The organism is Pseudomonas sp. LBUM1649 (genome assembly GCF_059716155.1).
Genome location: NZ_CP166807.1, coordinates 6,568,146 through 6,583,707 on the forward strand (window position 1 = coordinate 6,568,146; position 15,562 = coordinate 6,583,707).

The 15,562-nt window shown below is 60.9% G+C and carries 17 protein-coding genes; 10 read left to right on the forward strand and 7 right to left on the reverse strand.

The window, feature by feature from the left end; genetic code table 11:
* Positions 1–123: 123 nt before the first annotated feature.
* Positions 124–981 (reverse strand): SDR family oxidoreductase, encoded by an 858-nt coding sequence (locus ACA058_RS30530; RefSeq protein WP_497637215.1) that lies wholly within the window; start codon positions 979–981, stop codon positions 124–126.
* A gap of 189 nt (positions 982–1,170) precedes the next feature.
* Between ACA058_RS30530 and exbB the strand changes: the two genes are divergently transcribed.
* The 6 genes from exbB (at position 1,171) to ACA058_RS30560 (ending at position 7,988) form a co-directional block, all read left to right on the forward strand.
* Entirely contained in the window at positions 1,171–2,145 is a 975-nt protein-coding gene (gene exbB / locus ACA058_RS30535; RefSeq protein ID WP_497637216.1) for a tonB-system energizer ExbB, read from the forward strand.
* 6 nt (positions 2,146–2,151) lie between these two features.
* Positions 2,152–2,580: a TonB system transport protein ExbD gene (gene exbD, locus ACA058_RS30540; protein WP_008064483.1), complete on the forward strand. Its 429-nt coding sequence runs from the start codon at positions 2,152–2,154 to the stop codon at positions 2,578–2,580.
* On the forward strand, positions 2,577–3,326 hold the full coding sequence (locus ACA058_RS30545; RefSeq protein WP_497637217.1) for an energy transducer TonB family protein: 750 nt from the start codon (positions 2,577–2,579) through the stop codon (positions 3,324–3,326). The genes exbD and ACA058_RS30545 overlap by 4 nt, the downstream gene beginning before the upstream one ends.
* Before the next feature lie 169 nt (positions 3,327–3,495).
* Positions 3,496–4,425: a hydrogen peroxide-inducible genes activator gene (locus ACA058_RS30550; protein WP_497637218.1), complete on the forward strand. Its 930-nt coding sequence runs from the start codon at positions 3,496–3,498 to the stop codon at positions 4,423–4,425.
* A gap of 8 nt (positions 4,426–4,433) precedes the next feature.
* On the forward strand, positions 4,434–6,509 hold the full coding sequence (gene recG / locus ACA058_RS30555) for an ATP-dependent DNA helicase RecG (protein ID WP_497637219.1): 2,076 nt from the start codon (positions 4,434–4,436) through the stop codon (positions 6,507–6,509).
* A 78-nt stretch (positions 6,510–6,587) separates the two neighbouring features.
* Positions 6,588–7,988, forward strand: coding sequence for an aminoacyl-tRNA deacylase and HDOD domain-containing protein (locus ACA058_RS30560; RefSeq protein ID WP_497637220.1), 1,401 nt, complete (start codon positions 6,588–6,590; stop codon positions 7,986–7,988).
* A 107-nt stretch (positions 7,989–8,095) separates the two neighbouring features.
* On the opposite strand, the gene ACA058_RS30565 is transcribed toward ACA058_RS30560, so the two are convergent.
* From ACA058_RS30565 to ACA058_RS30585, 5 genes are all read right to left on the reverse strand, one after another.
* Positions 8,096–8,473: a helicase gene (locus tag ACA058_RS30565; protein WP_497637221.1), complete on the reverse strand. Its 378-nt coding sequence runs from the start codon at positions 8,471–8,473 to the stop codon at positions 8,096–8,098.
* A gap of 148 nt (positions 8,474–8,621) precedes the next feature.
* On the reverse strand, positions 8,622–8,996 hold the full coding sequence (locus ACA058_RS30570) for a DUF6124 family protein (RefSeq protein WP_497637222.1): 375 nt from the start codon (positions 8,994–8,996) through the stop codon (positions 8,622–8,624).
* 448 nt (positions 8,997–9,444) lie between these two features.
* On the reverse strand, positions 9,445–9,720 hold the full coding sequence (locus tag ACA058_RS30575) for an HU family DNA-binding protein (RefSeq protein WP_003213368.1): 276 nt from the start codon (positions 9,718–9,720) through the stop codon (positions 9,445–9,447).
* A 194-nt stretch (positions 9,721–9,914) separates the two neighbouring features.
* A complete protein-coding gene (locus tag ACA058_RS30580) occupies positions 9,915–11,063 on the reverse strand; it encodes an NAD(P)/FAD-dependent oxidoreductase (RefSeq protein WP_497637223.1) in 1,149 nt (382 codons plus the stop codon).
* A gap of 18 nt (positions 11,064–11,081) precedes the next feature.
* Positions 11,082–11,252, reverse strand: a complete 171-nt coding sequence (locus ACA058_RS30585; protein ID WP_007995385.1) for a rubredoxin — start codon at positions 11,250–11,252, stop codon at positions 11,082–11,084.
* A 199-nt stretch (positions 11,253–11,451) separates the two neighbouring features.
* On the opposite strand from ACA058_RS30585, the gene ACA058_RS30590 reads away from it, so the two are divergent.
* The gene (locus ACA058_RS30590; RefSeq protein ID WP_497637224.1) at positions 11,452–12,003 is read left to right on the forward strand and encodes a chorismate--pyruvate lyase family protein; all 552 of its coding nucleotides are present in this window, start codon (positions 11,452–11,454) and stop codon (positions 12,001–12,003) included.
* Positions 12,003–12,893, forward strand: a complete 891-nt coding sequence (gene ubiA, locus ACA058_RS30595) for a 4-hydroxybenzoate octaprenyltransferase (protein ID WP_497637225.1) — start codon at positions 12,003–12,005, stop codon at positions 12,891–12,893. The genes ACA058_RS30590 and ubiA overlap by 1 nt, the downstream gene beginning before the upstream one ends.
* 48 nt (positions 12,894–12,941) lie before the next feature.
* Here ubiA and ACA058_RS30600 read toward each other — a convergent pair whose 3' ends face one another.
* Positions 12,942–13,328: a COG4315 family predicted lipoprotein gene (locus ACA058_RS30600; protein WP_497637226.1), complete on the reverse strand. Its 387-nt coding sequence runs from the start codon at positions 13,326–13,328 to the stop codon at positions 12,942–12,944.
* A 152-nt stretch (positions 13,329–13,480) separates the two neighbouring features.
* Between ACA058_RS30600 and phoB the strand changes: the two genes are divergently transcribed.
* On the forward strand, positions 13,481–14,170 hold the full coding sequence (phoB, locus tag ACA058_RS30605; RefSeq protein WP_008064504.1) for a phosphate regulon transcriptional regulator PhoB: 690 nt from the start codon (positions 13,481–13,483) through the stop codon (positions 14,168–14,170).
* Between the two features lie 81 nt (positions 14,171–14,251).
* On the forward strand, positions 14,252–15,538 hold the full coding sequence (phoR, locus tag ACA058_RS30610) for a phosphate regulon sensor histidine kinase PhoR (RefSeq protein WP_497640028.1): 1,287 nt from the start codon (positions 14,252–14,254) through the stop codon (positions 15,536–15,538).
* Positions 15,539–15,562 lie beyond the last annotated feature (24 nt).

Below are 15,562 nucleotides of genomic sequence, written 5' to 3' on the forward strand. Positions count from 1 at the left end.
CATGCTCCGGGCGGCGTTCCGACGATGAACCTGAGAGCGCCGCGGGGCGTCAGGTTTCCAGCGTTATCGTTAACGCCCATCGCGAGCATGCTCGCTCCTACAAGGGCTTGTAGCGTTTTCAGGTCAGCAACGCCCTTCAATGATCGCGGCATAACCCTCGCGAAAACTCGGATACTTGGGCATCCAACCCAACGCCTTCGCCCGCGCATTGCTGCAACGCTTGCTCCCGGTGCGGCGCACGCTGGCGTCGTCTGCCCACTCGGTCACACCCAGATACTCGCGCAACCAGCCCACCACATCCGCCAACGCGGCTGGCGCGTCATCGACGCCGATGTAGACATCATCCATCGCCACACCACGTCGATCGGCCTCAAGCAGGAACGCCATCAATCCGGCAGCGTCGTCTGCATGAATCCGATTGGCATACAACGGCGGATCGACCGCCACGCGATAACCCTGGCGCACCTGGGTCAGAAACTTCTCACGGCCCGGACCGTAAATGCCGGTCAAACGCACAATGCTGGCCGGAATGCCGCTATTAAGGGCAACCTGCTCGGCCTCGAGCATCACACGCCCTGAATAACCCGTCGCCACGGCTGGCGAAGCCTCGTCAATCCACTCGCCCTGCTGCTGGCCGTAGACACTGCTGCTGGAAACGAACAGCAAGCGATTGGGCACCTGCCCATAGTCGTCCAGCCACTCCAGCACATGCTGCAAGCCCTGGACATAAGCGGCCCGGTAACCGGCTTCATCGTGATCGGTGGCGGCCGCGCAGTACACCAGGTAATCCACCGCACCGACCGGCCAGGTGGCTGGGCAGTCTTTGTTGAACAAGTCGCCGGCCACCCCGACAACCCCGTCGGGCAGGCGTGAAACGTCACGGCGCAGGCCATGGACTTCCCACCCGCCAGCCAGCAATTGCGTGGCCAGACGACTGCCGACATCACCGCAACCGGCGATCAAAACAGAGGGCGCGGACATCAGAAAACTCTCCTCGAAAATGGACAAACCAGCGCTGGCAGTGGACGAGCGGCTAGGAATGAAGGAAAAAAAGATACTCTATTACTTCTGTTAACAAGAATTACTTGCAATAATACGGACCACTTTGTTCTCGGCCTTACGAGGCCTGGAAGAACATTAACCGTCTTTTTCCCTCAGGTCCGGCCCAGCATGACACGTAATCAACTCTCCGCTTCGCCAACCAAACGACCTCGCGCCTGGAGCGCGGCGGCCGCCCTGCTACTCAGCCTGATGCTGGCGCCGACCGCCGCCTTTGCTGATGCACAAGCCCCTGCCGCCCCGGCTGCCGCCGCCGCACCTGCCCCGACCGACCACGCCACCCCGGCAGTGACGCCGGTCGCAACCGATCCTGCCCAGGCAGTACCGGCAGACACTATCGGTGAAGACGCTTCCGAAGTCCTCGAAGCCGACAACACCCTGGGCATGGCCCATGACCTGTCGCCGTGGGGCATGTACCAGAACGCCGACATCATCGTGAAAATCGTGATGATCGGCCTGGCCATCGCTTCGATCATCACCTGGACCATCTGGATCGCCAAAGGCTTCGAGCTGATGGGCGCCAAGCGTCGTCTGCGCAATGAAATCGTGCACCTGAAAAAAGCCACCACGCTCAAGGAGGCCAGCGCATCGGCGACCAAACCAGGCACGCTGGCCAACCTGCTGGTTCATGACGCCCTGGAAGAAATGCGTTTGTCGGCCAGCAGCCGCGAGATAGAAGGCATCAAGGAACGCGTCAGCTTCCGCCTTGAGCGCCTGGTAGCGGCTTGCGGTCGCAACATGAGCAGCGGCACCGGCGTCCTCGCCACCATCGGCTCCACCGCGCCGTTCGTCGGCCTGTTCGGTACCGTATGGGGCATCATGAACAGCTTCATCGGCATCGCCAAGACCCAGACCACCAACCTCGCCGTCGTCGCCCCCGGCATCGCCGAAGCCCTGCTGGCGACCGCTTTGGGTCTGGTTGCAGCGATCCCTGCGGTGGTGATCTACAACGTGTTCGCCCGCTCCATCGCCGGTTACAAAGCGCAGGTCTCCGATGCGTCGGCAGAAGTCCTGCTGCTGGTCAGCCGCGACCTCGACCACCAGCCTGAGCGCAGCTCGAAACCGCACATGGTGAAAGTGGGGTAATCGGCCATGGGCCTGCATTTGAAAGAAGGGGCAGACGACGATCTGTCCGAAAACCACGAAATCAACGTCACGCCGTTCATCGACGTGATGCTGGTGCTGCTGATCATCTTCATGGTGGCGGCTCCGCTGGCCACCGTGGACATCAAGGTCGACCTGCCCGCGTCCACCGCCAAACCGGCGCCACGGCCGGAGAAACCGGTGTTCCTCAGCGTCAAGGCTGACCAGCGCCTGTTCCTGGGCGAAGACGAAGTGAAGGCCGAAGCACTCGGCGCCACGCTCGACGCCAGGACCCAGGGCAAGAAAGACACGACGATCTTCTTCCAGGCCGATAAAGGCGTGGATTACGGCGACCTGATGAGCGTGATGGACAACCTGCGTGCCGCCGGTTACCTGAAGGTGGGCCTGGTCGGACTCGAGACGGCAGCCAAGAAATGATCACTACGCGCCATAAGCTGACGCGTTACAGCGGTAGCCTGGCCATCGTGCTGGGCGTTCACGCCCTGGCGATCGCGCTGGCCGTGAACTGGACTGCCCACCCGCCCATCGAATTGCCGCCCCAGGCAATGATGGTCGAACTGGCACCGGTTCCCGCCCCGCCACCGCCTGCACCGCCGAAGGTCGTCACGCCACCGCAGCCGCCAACTCCGGTCGAAGAACTGCCGATACCCAAGCTTGCCGAAGCGCCGAAGGCCGAGATTGCCGTGCCCAAGCCGGTAAAACCCAAGCCGAAGCCGCAACCGCCCAAACCGGTAGAGAAAAAGCCCGAGCCGCCGAAGGAAAAACCGTCGGAAGCCAAACCGAGCGAGGCACAACCGACTCAGGCCCCGACGGAGAAATCCGCCCAGCCTGCTCCTGGTCCGTCCCCTGCTCAATTGGCCGCCAAGGCCAGCTGGCAAGGCACCCTGCTCGCCCACCTGGCCAAGTACAAAAAGTACCCGGCCAGTGCACAGGCACGGGGCAAGGAAGGCATGAACCGGCTGCGCTTTGTGGTGGATGCCGAAGGCAACGTGCTGTCGTTCGAACTGGTGGGTGCTTCCGGTACTGCGGATCTGGACCGGGCGACCCTGGAAATGATCCGCCGGGCCCAACCGCTACCCAAGCCGCCGGCAGATATGCTGACTAACGGCTCAATCGAAATTGTTGCACCCTTTGTTTATTCGCTGGAAAAACGCCGGCGGTAGGAGCAAGCTTGCTCGCGATGGTCGTCAACGATAACGCTTGAAGCCTGACACCCCGAGGCGGTCTCAGGTTTTTCGCGAGCAAGCTCGCTCCTACACACACACAGTCTGATAACGTGCGTCTATCGATTGCAGCCGGTATGCTTGGCCCGCAACTTCATGGACGCTTGCTATGACCCTCACAGAATTACGCTACATCGTTACGCTCGCCCAAGAACAACACTTCGGCCATGCCGCCGAGCGTTGTCACGTCAGCCAGCCGACCCTGTCGGTGGGCGTGAAAAAGCTTGAAGACGAACTCGGTGTGCTGATTTTCGAGCGCAGCAAAAGCGCCGTGCGCTTGACCCCGGTCGGCGAAGGCATCGTCGCCCAGGCGCAAAAAGTGCTCGAACAGGCCCAAGGCATCCGCGAACTTGCCCAGGCTGGCAAGAACCAGCTGACCGCGCCGCTCAAGGTCGGCGCGATCTATACCGTCGGCCCGTACCTGTTCCCGCACCTGATTCCGCAACTGCACCGGGTTGCCCCGCAGATGCCGTTGTACATCGAGGAAAACTTCACCCACGTGCTGCGCGACAAACTGCGTAACGGCGAACTCGACGCGATCATCATCGCCCTGCCGTTCAACGAAGCCGACGTGCTGACCTTGCAGCTCTATGACGAGCCGTTCTATGTCCTGATGCCGGCTCAGCACCCATGGACGCAGAAAGAATCCATCGACGCCAGCCTGCTCAATGACAAGAGCTTGCTGCTGCTCGGCGAAGGCCATTGCTTCCGGGACCAGGTACTCGAAGCCTGCCCGACCCTGACCAAGGGCAACGACGGCGCCAAGCACACCACGGTGGAGTCCAGCTCGCTGGAAACCATCCGCCACATGGTTGCTTCCGGCCTCGGCATTTCGATCCTGCCGCTGTCGGCGGTCGACAGCCATCACTACGCCCCCGGCGTGATCGAGGTTCGACCGCTGTCGGCGCCGGTGCCATTCCGCACCGTAGCCATTGCCTGGCGTGCGAGCTTCCCGCGGCCCAAGGCCATTGAAATCCTCGCTGACTCCATTCGCCTGTGCTCGGTGGCCAAACCCGCGGCACCGGTAACGGCCGGTTAAGCAAAGCCATGACCGAGTTGTCGCAAGTGTCGGTGACAGCACTCAAGGGTGTTGGCGAAGCCATGGCCGAAAAACTGGCCAAGGTCGGCCTGGAAAATCTCCAGGACGTTCTGTTTCATCTGCCGCTGCGTTACCAGGATCGCACTCGCGTAGTGCCGATCGGCGCGCTTCGCCCAGGGCAAGATGCCGTGATCGAAGGCACCGTCAGCGGTGCCGATGTGGTCATGGGCCGACGCCGCAGCCTGGTGGTGCGCCTGCAGGACGGTACCGGCGGGCTCAGCCTGCGCTTCTATCACTTCAGCAATGCACAGAAAGAAGGCCTTAAGCGCGGTACGCGGATTCGCTGCTACGGCGAAGCGCGGCCCGGTGCGTCAGGACTGGAAATCTACCACCCGGAATACCGCGCCATTACCGGCGACGAACCGCCGCCCGTGGATGAAACCCTGACCCCGGTGTACCCGCTCACCGAGGGTCTGACGCAACAACGCCTGCGCCAACTGTGCATGCAAACCCTGACCCTGCTCGGTCCCAGCAGCCTGCCCGACTGGCTGCCAAAGGAACTGGCCCGGGATTACCAACTGGCGCCGCTGGCCGATGCGATCCGCTACCTGCATAACCCGCCTGCCGATGCCGACGTCGACGAACTCGCCCTGGGTCATCACTGGGCCCAGCATCGCCTGGCCTTCGAAGAACTGCTGACCCATCAACTGTCCCAGCAACGCCTGCGCGAGAGCATGCGCTCGTTGCGCGCACCGGCGATGCCCAAGGCCACCCGGCTGCCGGCCAGGTACCTGGCCAACCTCGGCTTCAGTCCTACGGGCGCACAGCAGCGGGTCGGCAACGAAATCGCCTACGACCTCAGTCAGCACGAGCCGATGCTGCGGCTGATTCAAGGTGACGTCGGCGCCGGCAAAACAGTGGTCGCCGCCCTTGCCGCATTGCAGGCCCTGGAAGCGGGTTATCAGGTCGCGCTGATGGCGCCGACCGAGATTCTCGCCGAACAGCACTACATCACCTTCAAGCGCTGGCTCGAACCGCTGGGCATCGAAGTCGCCTGGCTGGCCGGCAAGCTCAAGGGAAAGAACCGCGTGGCTGCACTGGAGCAGATCGCCAGCGGCACACCCATGGTGGTCGGCACCCACGCGCTGTTCCAGGACGAAGTGCAGTTCCAGAACCTGGCGCTGGTGATCATCGATGAACAGCACCGTTTCGGCGTGCAACAACGCCTGGCGTTGCGGCAGAAAGGTGTCGGCGGGCGCATGTGCCCGCATCAGCTGATCATGACCGCCACGCCGATCCCTCGTACCTTGGCCATGAGCGCCTACGCCGATCTCGACACCTCGATCCTCGATGAATTGCCGCCTGGCCGAACCCCGGTGAATACCGTACTGATCACCGACACCCGGCGCGTAGAAGTCATCGAGCGGGTGCGCGGCGCCTGCGCCGAAGGGCGTCAGGCCTACTGGGTATGTACGCTGATCGAAGAGTCGGAAGAGTTGACCTGCCAGGCCGCGCAAACCACTTACGAAGACCTCACCGCGGCCCTCGGCGAGTTGAAAGTGGGCCTGATTCACGGCCGCATGAAACCTGCCGAAAAAGCCGAAGTGATGGCTCAATTCAAGGCTGGCAACCTGCAGCTGCTGGTCGCCACCACCGTGATTGAAGTCGGCGTGGACGTGCCCAACGCCAGCCTGATGATCATCGAAAACCCCGAACGCCTGGGCCTGGCGCAACTGCACCAGCTGCGCGGCCGCGTCGGACGGGGTAGCGCGGTCAGTCATTGCGTGCTGCTTTATCATCCGCCGTTGTCACAGATCGGACGCCAGCGACTGGGTATCATGCGCGAAACCAACGACGGCTTCGTGATCGCCGAAAAAGACCTCGAATTGCGCGGTCCCGGCGAAATGCTCGGCACACGGCAAACCGGCCTGCTTCAATTCAAGGTCGCCGACCTGATGCGCGACGCCGACCTGCTGCCTGCCGTACGCGACGCCGCCCAAGCCCTGCTGGAACGCTGGCCTGAGCATGTCAGCCCGTTACTTGACCGCTGGTTGCGCCATGGGCAGCAATACGGCCAAGTGTGAGCACCGTCTCAGTTTCCAGACCATGGCTTTGAGCAAGCTGGTTATACTCCTGAAATTGTTTTAAAACGGATACAGACCATGACCGAAGTTGCCCTCGCACCCGCTACCCCGCACGCTCCGTCGGTCATTCGGCTGCTGCTGGGCAAAATGGGCATTGCCTTCGAAGAAGTGCTCGATCATCACGTCCTGAACGCCGCGCGCAAAGTCCAGGCCGTGCTGCTTGATGACAGTGTCGGTGCGCTGATGGTGCTGTTCCCGCAGAGTCAATTGCTGGACCTCAATCGCCTGACCGAACTCACGGGCCGCCGCCTCACGGCCGTGTCGACCGAGCGTCTGGAGAAAATGCTCGGCAAACACAACCTGAGCCTGCTACCGGGCCTGCCCTCGCTGACCAGCTCGCCCTGCCTGTATGAAGAAAGTCTGTTGCGCGAGCCCATGGTGCTGGTCAATTCGGGTGAGCCGGGCGTGCTGCTGGAGATCACCAGTGAAGCCTTCAGGTCCATGCTGACCAAGGCCAGCGCCGCCAACTTCGGCGAGAACCTGAGCAGCATCCGCCCCAACCTCGATCGCCCTGACGATGACCGCGAGGAAATCTCCCAGGCCGTCCAGGCGTTCACTGCGCGACGTATCCAGCAACGACTGGAAGCGACCATCGAGATTCCACCGCTGGCCGAAACGGCACAGAAGATCATCAAACTGCGCGTCGACCCCAACGCCACCATCGACGACATTACCGGCGTGGTCGAAACCGACCCGGCGCTGGCCGCACAGGTGGTGAGCTGGGCTGCATCCCCGTACTACGCCTCACCGGGCAAGATTCGTTCGGTAGAAGACGCGATCGTTCGCGTACTGGGTTTCGACCTGGTGATCAACCTGGCGCTGGGCCTGGCCCTGGGCAAAACCTTGAGCCTGCCCAAGGACCGCCCGCAACACAGCACCCCGTACTGGCAGCAATCGATCTACACGGCCGCAGTCATCGAAGGCCTGACTCGAGCCATGCCCCGCCTCCAGCGCCCGGAAGCGGGCCTGACCTACCTGGCGGGCCTGTTGCACAACTTCGGCTACCTGTTGCTGGCCCACGTGTTCCCGCCGCACTTCTCGCTGATCTGCCGTCACATGGAGGTCAACCCACACCTGTGCCACAGCTACATCGAGCAACACCTGCTGGGCATCAGCCGTGAACAGATCGGCTCATGGCTGATGCGCTACTGGGACATGCCGGAAGAACTCACCACCGCGCTGCGCTTCCAGCACGACCCAGCCTACGACGGCACCTACGCCGAGTACCCGAACCTGGTTTGCCTGGCCGTACGCCTGCTGCGCAGCCGAGGCATTGGCTCCGGACCGGACGAAGACATTCCGGACGCCCTGCTGGAGCGTCTCGGCCTGAGCCGTGCCAAAGCCGAAGACGTGGTTAGCAAAGTGCTGGAAGCTGAAGTGTTGCTGCGTGAACTGGCCTCGCAATTCAGCCAGGGCTAAAACATCGTCGGAACGCCGCCGCGGAGCAAGCTCGCTCCCACAGGATGCATGATCCCTGTGGGAGCGAGCTTGCTCGCGATGAATCCAACTCGGTCTAGCTGACCACCTCAAGCTTTGGCTTTGCGCGGCTTCAAATACTTGGTCAGCCCCTGGAACCAGATCACCAGCGCCGGGTTGCCCTTGATCTGAATCGACTTGTCTTGAATCCCGGTCATGAATGCCAATTGCTTGTTCTTGGCCTGCATCGTGGCAAAGCCGTAGGCGGCGTCCTTGAAGGCAATCGCAAACGCCGGCTCGGCATAAACGCCCGCCTTGCTGGTTATGCGCTGATCCTTCACTCGGAAGTGCCGCGCTACTTTCCCGTCAAGGGTCTGCAGCTGAAACACCAACGCCTTGTCACCCAACTGCTGCTGGAACGCAGGATTGGAACGACTGGCCCTGCCCATCAATACACCCAGCATCCACAGCAGAAAACGAAATTTCATGCGCACAGCCTCAAAAGAAAAATGAACGGCCGGCGCAGTGTATCGATTAAAAGCCAGAATGCCACCTTCGAGTTACGTTAGGCGGAGATGCTACGTTTTTTGACGCCGATGACTACCAAGTCACTGACGAAAGCTCTCGTCTTGGGACTCAAGCAGGGTGCGACGGGGCGACGTTATCTAGTACCCGATTCACCGCCAGCTCACCGAGCATGATCACCTGCTGAAGCGCCAGCAGCGTGCTACGGTGCGCCCCTTCCAGCACCGCGGCGATTTCACTCGCCATCACACTCGCCGACGCCAACGACTCACAGGCGTGGGCCAATAGCGTTTCGTTGTCGATGTCCGGCGCCACGACAAAGATCGTGCTTGGCGTATGAGCCCCGGTCATGACCAGGGCATTGGGTTTCAGGTAATGGTCCAAGGCGCGATTGGCAGCATGGTGCAACCTTCTCGAAGTCGCGGACATGTACGGCGTAGTGCTTTCGGCTGTAGATCCGGCAGGCAATTCGTTGACCTTGGGCATGGTGCATCTCCGAGGAATATTGGGAGTGACCACGCTAACCGTCTCGCTTCCGACGGCCAACCTTAAAAAAGCGTCGGATGCTTCCTCAATTTTGTAAGGAATTTCATCATTTTCGAGCCGTGTTTAACGATATTAAACTAGCTGCTTAGAGGCAAAATCGCCTAGGCCATAAGTAGAATGACAACGTAGAACCAATCGTGCCTTCTCTCTGGGCTGGCCCCCCCCACGCCGATCCTACACCTCAAGAAACACATTCTTGGAGCTGCCGAAGGTTCGGGCCGCGTTCGGACGATCTTTCACTCCTCCATCCCACAAAACTATCGGACATTTCCCTCATGACGCTGGGTTATGGATGAACTCCTTGGCGTTACAGTCAACGCCAAAAAAAATGGGCACCCAACCCCGTTGGCGTGCCCATTTTTTCACGACCCCGCTTAAGGGATGCGGATTACGGATTAACACTATCCTTCAACGACTTACCCGGCTTGAACGCAACAGTGTTGCTGGCCTTGATTTTAACCGGCTCACCGGTTTGCGGGTTTTTGCCGGTGCGGGCGCCGCGGTGGCGTTGCAGGAAGGTGCCGAAACCTACCAGCGTCACGCTGTCTTTGCGGTGCAGGGCGCCGGTGATTTCTTCGAGAACGGCGTTGAGGACGCGGTTGGCCTGCTCTTTGGTGAGATCGGCTTTTTCAGCAATGGCTGCGGCGAGTTCTGGTTTACGCATATTAGTGAAGCCCCTTCGACGGTTTTTTGTTGTTATGTCCGTGCCGCTCTCTGTGGAGCAGCGCCCAAAGCGCCGCAGGTGCTCTACTCTGCGGCAGACGGGAGTGAGGATGGCACGCAGCGAGGAGCCGCGCCAGTGTCGGCGCGGCCAATGTATGGGCAAAAGGGGGGTGATTCCGACAGAACGACCGGTATTTACGCCAGCAGTGCCGGAAGCTCTTTGTTGAGGGTCAGTTTTTCCATCACGGCCGCGCCTGTCAGGGCATAACCGAGCAGTTTGCCGTGGGTATCGCGGCATAAAACCTTGATGTCGGCACCCTGCCCTTCGACTGTCCAGACGCCCTCTGTACCCCGTGGTGGCGGGGATACCACCAATGGGCACACCGGGGTTTTGACGGTGATCGGCATCGGGCCATAGTTGACCACCGTCGGGTTGCCGGCGAGGGTCTGGGCCAGCGCTCTCGCACAGCTCATCAGGGGCATCACGTACAACAGATTCAGCCCATCGACCTCGGCACAGTCGCCCAGGGCGTAGATGTTGGCATGGGAAGTTTGCAGGTGACGGTCGACCACTACGCCGCGATTGACTTGCAGGCCGGCAGCGGCGGCCAGGTCGATGCGCGGACGCAGGCCAATGGCCGAGACCACCACGTCGCACGGGATGACCTGACCATCGGACAGATGCGCTTCCAGACCGTCTTCGACGCGTTGCAGGCGATTGAGCACCGGCCCGAGGTGGAAGCGTGCACCCAGGCTTTCCAGCCCGGCCTGGACCGCTGCGGCCGCCGCCGGGTGCAACAGGGTCGGCATGACCTGCTCGCACGGTGCAACCAATTGCACCTCGTAGCCACCCAGGGTCAGGTCGTTGGCGAATTCGCAGCCGATCAGGCCGGCGCCCAGCAGCAACACCCGACGCTTGCCGGCCGCTGCCGCGCGAAAGCGCGCGTAGTCTTCCAGGTCGTTGATCGGGAACACGCAATCCGCCGCGTCACCTTCGATGGGCACGCGCACGGTTTCCGCACCCCATGCCAGGATCAAGTCACGGTAAATGACCGATTCTTCGCCGATCCACAGACGCTTGTGGCCAGGGTCAATGCCGCTGATGCGGGTATGGGTACGCACTTCGGCCTTCAACTGCTCGGCCATGGCGCCCGGTTCGGCCATGCTCAGGCCGTCGGCATCCTTGTTTTTGCCGAAACCGGTGGAGAGCATCGGTTTGGAGTAGGAACGCCCATCATCGGCTGTAATCAGCAGGAGCGGAGTTTCGCTGTCGAGTTTGCGAAACTCGCGGGCGACATTGTAGCCAGCCAGCCCGGTACCAACGATTACGACAGGTGCGTTCATGCATGACTCCTCAGTTATTCAGGCGGCGATTTCGATCATTTCAAAATCCATTTTGCCCACACCGCAGTCCGGGCACAGCCAGTCTGCCGGGACATCTTCCCAACGGGTGCCCGGCGCAATGCCGTCATCGGGCCAACCGTCGGCTTCGTTATAGATCAGGCCGCAGACGATACATTGCCACTTTTTCATTCAGGTATTTCCTCAGGATTCAGGCTATTGCCGGCGCGGACGGTCGATGGTTACTGCACTGCCATCGCGCTCAAAGCGTTTTTTACTGATCGAGCTCTACAGATGCAAGCGTGTTCAGCGCATGGGTGGCCAGATCACTCAAACTTATTAGCTGACATGGTAAGCTCGCCGCCTCATTTGCTGCCAATAATGACTCACTGTGCCGCACTCAAAATCCCCATTCTGGGTGACCAGAAGCCAACTCGCTCCCCTCCCCGACACGTCTACCCTCGGCTGGTTGTTCGACGAAGGATCGCTGACCCGCCGCCTGACCCGTTTGTCGAATGACGGCTTCAGCGTCACGCCGCTGTTCGAAGGCTGGCAGACCCTGCGCGCTGACGAATGCGCCGCCCTGGACCTGGCCGAAGGCAGTGAGGGTTGGGTGCGCGAAGTGTATCTGCGCGGTCATGGCGAGGCCTGGGTGTTTGCCCGCAGCGTCGCGGCACGCAGTGCGCTGCAGGGTGACGGCTTGCACATGGACGAGTTGGGCAGCCGCTCCCTGGGTGAGCTGCTGTTTTGCGATCAAGCCTTTCAGCGCCGGGCCATTGAGGTTTGCCACTACCCGCAGGCGTGGTTGCCAAGCGAAGTACGCACGCCTGAGCTGTGGGGCCGTCGCTCGCGTTTCGACCGTGGCGCCTTGAGTGTGCTGGTGGCCGAGATCTTCCTGCCGACCCTGTGGAGTGCCGCCCGCGCCGATCCGGAGAATTGCTGATGTACCAGAGCCTGCTCAAGTCCTTGAACCGCTTGAATCCCCGGGCCTGGGATTTCATTCAGTTGACGCGCATGGACAAGCCGATCGGCATTTATCTGCTGCTATGGCCAACGCTGTGGGCGCTGTGGATTGCCGGCAAGGGTTCGCCATCGCTGGCCAATATCGTGATTTTCGTCCTTGGCGTGGTGCTGACCCGCGCGGGCGGCTGCGTGATCAATGATTGGGCGGACCGCAAAGTCGACGGCCACGTGAAACGCACCGAACAGCGACCGCTGGTGAGCGGCAAGATCAGTTCCAGGGAAGCCCTGGTGTTCTTTGCGCTGCTGATGGGCGTGAGTTTCCTGTTGGTGCTGTGCACCAATGCCACCACCATCTGGTTGTCACTCGGCGGCCTGGCGCTGGCCTTCAGCTACCCCTTCATGAAGCGCTACACCTATTACCCACAGGTGGTGCTGGGCGCAGCGTTTTCCTGGGGGATGCCGATGGCGTTCACCGCCGAAACCGGTGAACTGCCGGCAGCGGCCTGGCTACTGTACATCGCCAACCTGATGTGGACGGTGGGCTACGACACTTATTACGCGATGACTGACCGCGACGATGATTTGAAGATCGGCGTGAAATCCACGGCGATCCTGTTTGGCGAGGCCGATCGGGTGATCATCCTGACCTTGCAGGGGTTGGCGTTGGGTTGCCTGTTGCTGGCCGGCTCGAAATTCGAGCTGGGTGGCTGGTTCCATCTCGGTCTGGCGGTGGCGGCGGGCTGTTTTGCCTGGGAGTTCTGGTACACCCGTGGCAAGGACCGTATGCGCTGTTTCAAAGCGTTTTTGCACAACCACTGGGCCGGGTTGGCGATTTTTGTCGGGATTGTGCTGGATTACGGGTTGCGCTGATCGAAATCTGCCCCGGAAACCGGGGCAGATGTGCGAATGCGTGAAACTTTACTTCTGCGATTCGCGCATGACGTGCCAGACGTCCTTCATTTTGTCGCCCTTCATGTCGCCAGGCTTTTCATCCTTCACGAACATATACAGTGGCTTGCCGTCGTAAGCATATTGACTCGTGCCGTCATCGCGCTTGATGACGCTCCACTTGCCTGTAGCCGCGGCACCCGCCGGTGCCATCATCGGCGGCCAGTTCTTGGCGCACTCGTCATTACACATCGACTTGCCGCCCGAGTCCTTGTCGAACGTGTACACGGTCATGCCTTTATGGTCGACCATCATGCCGTCTTTCATCATCGCCGGTTCGGCGGCGAAGGCCATGGTCGGCAGCGTTAGCGCAGCAGTAACCAGTAAAGCCTTCCAGGATTGAGCAATGTGTTTCATGGAAACCTTCCGTTTGTGGTTGTCAGGATTCGGACTTAGAGCTTAGTCCAGGTTCATGACAATCGCCGGTCGACTAAAATACTGTCACACGACTGCAATAATTCCGTTATCTAATGCGGCGCAAGACAGTTAAATGACAAGAGGATTAAGGCATGGTTGGCAGGAGCATTCTGATCGTCGACGACGAAGCGCCCATTCGCGAAATGATCGCCGTTGCGTTGGAAATGGCCGGCTATGACTGCCTGGAGGCGGAGAACTCCCAGCAGGCCCACGCCATTATCGTCGATCGCAAACCGGACCTGATCCTGCTCGACTGGATGCTGCCCGGCACGTCCGGCATCGAGCTGGCGCGCCGCCTCAAGCGCGACGAGCTGACCGGGGATATCCCGATCATCATGCTCACCGCCAAGGGCGAAGAGGACAACAAGATCCAGGGCCTGGAAGTTGGCGCCGATGACTACATCACCAAGCCCTTTTCCCCGCGTGAGCTGGTCGCACGCCTCAAAGCCGTTCTACGCCGTGCCGGCCCTTCCGATGGCGAAGCGCCGATCGAAGTCGGCGGTCTACTGCTGGACCCGATTGGCCACCGCGTGACCATCGACGGCAAACCGGCAGAAATGGGGCCGACCGAATACCGTCTGCTGCAGTTCTTCATGACCCACCAGGAACGCGCCTACACCCGTGGCCAGTTGCTGGATCAGGTCTGGGGAGGCAATGTGTATGTCGAGGAGCGTACCGTGGACGTGCACATCCGCCGCCTGCGCAAAGCCCTCGGCGATGCCTACGAAAACCTGGTACAAACCGTGCGCGGCACCGGTTATCGTTTTTCCACCAAAGCCTGATCCGGACCTTTACCGCCCGACAAGCTGACAAGGACGCGCTTTCAAGTGAACCAAAACTGGCATGGCACCCTGATTCGCCACATGCTGCTGCTGGTCACCGCCTGCCTGGTGATCGGCCTGATCACCGGCTACTACGGCTGGAGCCTCGCCGCGGGACTTGGCGTTTACCTGGCCTGGACCCTCAAGCAACTGCTGCGCCTGCACGAATGGCTGCGCCTGCACAAACCCGATGAGGCGCCACCCGATGGCTACGGCCTGTGGGGCGAAGTGTTCGATAATATCTACCATCTGCAACGTCGCGACCAACGCGTTCGCGGGCGCCTGCAAGCGGTCATCGACCGGGTCCAGGAGTCCACCGCCGCATTGAAAGACGCGGTGGTCATGCTCGACAGCGACGGCAACCTGGAATGGTGGAACCGCGCCGCCGAAACCCTGCTGGGCCTCAAGACGCCGCAGGACAGTGGCCAGCCGGTGACCAACCTGGTACGCCATCCGCGCTTCAAGGAATACTTCGAGCAGGACAGCTACGCCGAACCGCTGGAAATCCCTTCGCCGACCAACGATCGGATGCGCATCCAGCTGTACATCACCCGTTACGGCAACAATGAGCACCTGATGCTGGTGCGCGACGTGACGCGTATCCATCAGCTGGAGCAGATGCGCAAAGACTTCATCGCCAACGTCTCCCACGAGCTGCGCACGCCGCTGACGGTGATCTGTGGCTATCTGGAAACCCTGCTCGATAACGTCGAGGAAGTGAACCCGCGCTGGACCCGTGCCCTGCAGCAAATGCAGCAACAAGGCGGGCGCATGCAAACCCTGCTCAACGACCTGCTGTTGCTGGCCAAGCTGGAAGCCACCGATTACCCGTCGGACAACCAACCGGTGGCCATCGATGGCTTGCTGCAATCGATCAAGGGTGACGCTCAACAGCTGTCCGGCCAGAAGAATCAGCGCATCACCCTGGAAGCCGATCCGGCGATTCTGCTCAAGGGCAGTGAAGCTGAACTGCGCAGCGCGTTTTCCAACCTGGTGTTCAACGCGGTGAAATATACCCAGGCCGAAGGCAACATTCGCATTCGCTGGTGGGGCGATGAGCAAGGTGCGCACCTGAGCGTACAGGACTCCGGAATCGGCATCGACAGCAAACACCTGCCGCGCCTGACCGAACGTTTCTACCGCGTCGACTCCAGCCGCAATTCCAACACCGGCGGCACCGGGCTGGGCCTGGCGATCGTCAAACACGTGCTGTTGCGCCATCGCGCGCGGATGGAAATCAGCAGCGTGCCGGGTCACGGCAGCACCTTTACCTGCCATTTCGCCCCGGCCCAAGTTAGCAAATCCCGGGTTATCAGCACCACGGATTGATACCGGCCAGCACGTGCCACTAGG

Bases quoted from the DNA above. Each gene is read 5' to 3' on its own strand.
- ACA058_RS30570 (WP_497637222.1), bottom strand. From the start codon at position 8,996: ATGCCCAAGGTCAACGAATTGCCTGCCGGATCTACAGCCGAAAGCACT.
- ACA058_RS30585 (WP_007995385.1), bottom strand. From the start codon at position 11,252: ATGAAAAAGTGGCAATGTATCGTCTGCGGCCTGATCTATAACGAAGCC.
- ACA058_RS30580 (WP_497637223.1), bottom strand. From the start codon at position 11,063: ATGAACGCACCTGTCGTAATCGTTGGTACCGGGCTGGCTGGCTACAAT.
- ACA058_RS30530 (WP_497637215.1), bottom strand. From the start codon at position 981: ATGTCCGCGCCCTCTGTTTTGATCGCCGGTTGCGGTGATGTCGGCAGT.
- ubiA (WP_497637225.1), top strand. From the start codon at position 12,003: ATGTACCAGAGCCTGCTCAAGTCCTTGAACCGCTTGAATCCCCGGGCC.
- recG (WP_497637219.1), top strand. From the start codon at position 4,434: ATGACCGAGTTGTCGCAAGTGTCGGTGACAGCACTCAAGGGTGTTGGC.
- ACA058_RS30600 (WP_497637226.1), bottom strand. From the start codon at position 13,328: ATGAAACACATTGCTCAATCCTGGAAGGCTTTACTGGTTACTGCTGCG.
- phoR (WP_497640028.1), top strand. From the start codon at position 14,252: ATGCTGCTGCTGGTCACCGCCTGCCTGGTGATCGGCCTGATCACCGGC.
- ACA058_RS30545 (WP_497637217.1), top strand. From the start codon at position 2,577: ATGATCACTACGCGCCATAAGCTGACGCGTTACAGCGGTAGCCTGGCC.
- ACA058_RS30565 (WP_497637221.1), bottom strand. From the start codon at position 8,473: ATGAAATTTCGTTTTCTGCTGTGGATGCTGGGTGTATTGATGGGCAGG.
- exbD (WP_008064483.1), top strand. From the start codon at position 2,152: ATGGGCCTGCATTTGAAAGAAGGGGCAGACGACGATCTGTCCGAAAAC.
- ACA058_RS30560 (WP_497637220.1), top strand. From the start codon at position 6,588: ATGACCGAAGTTGCCCTCGCACCCGCTACCCCGCACGCTCCGTCGGTC.
- ACA058_RS30550 (WP_497637218.1), top strand. From the start codon at position 3,496: ATGACCCTCACAGAATTACGCTACATCGTTACGCTCGCCCAAGAACAA.
- phoB (WP_008064504.1), top strand. From the start codon at position 13,481: ATGGTTGGCAGGAGCATTCTGATCGTCGACGACGAAGCGCCCATTCGC.
- exbB (WP_497637216.1), top strand. From the start codon at position 1,171: ATGACACGTAATCAACTCTCCGCTTCGCCAACCAAACGACCTCGCGCC.
- ACA058_RS30575 (WP_003213368.1), bottom strand. From the start codon at position 9,720: ATGCGTAAACCAGAACTCGCCGCAGCCATTGCTGAAAAAGCCGATCTC.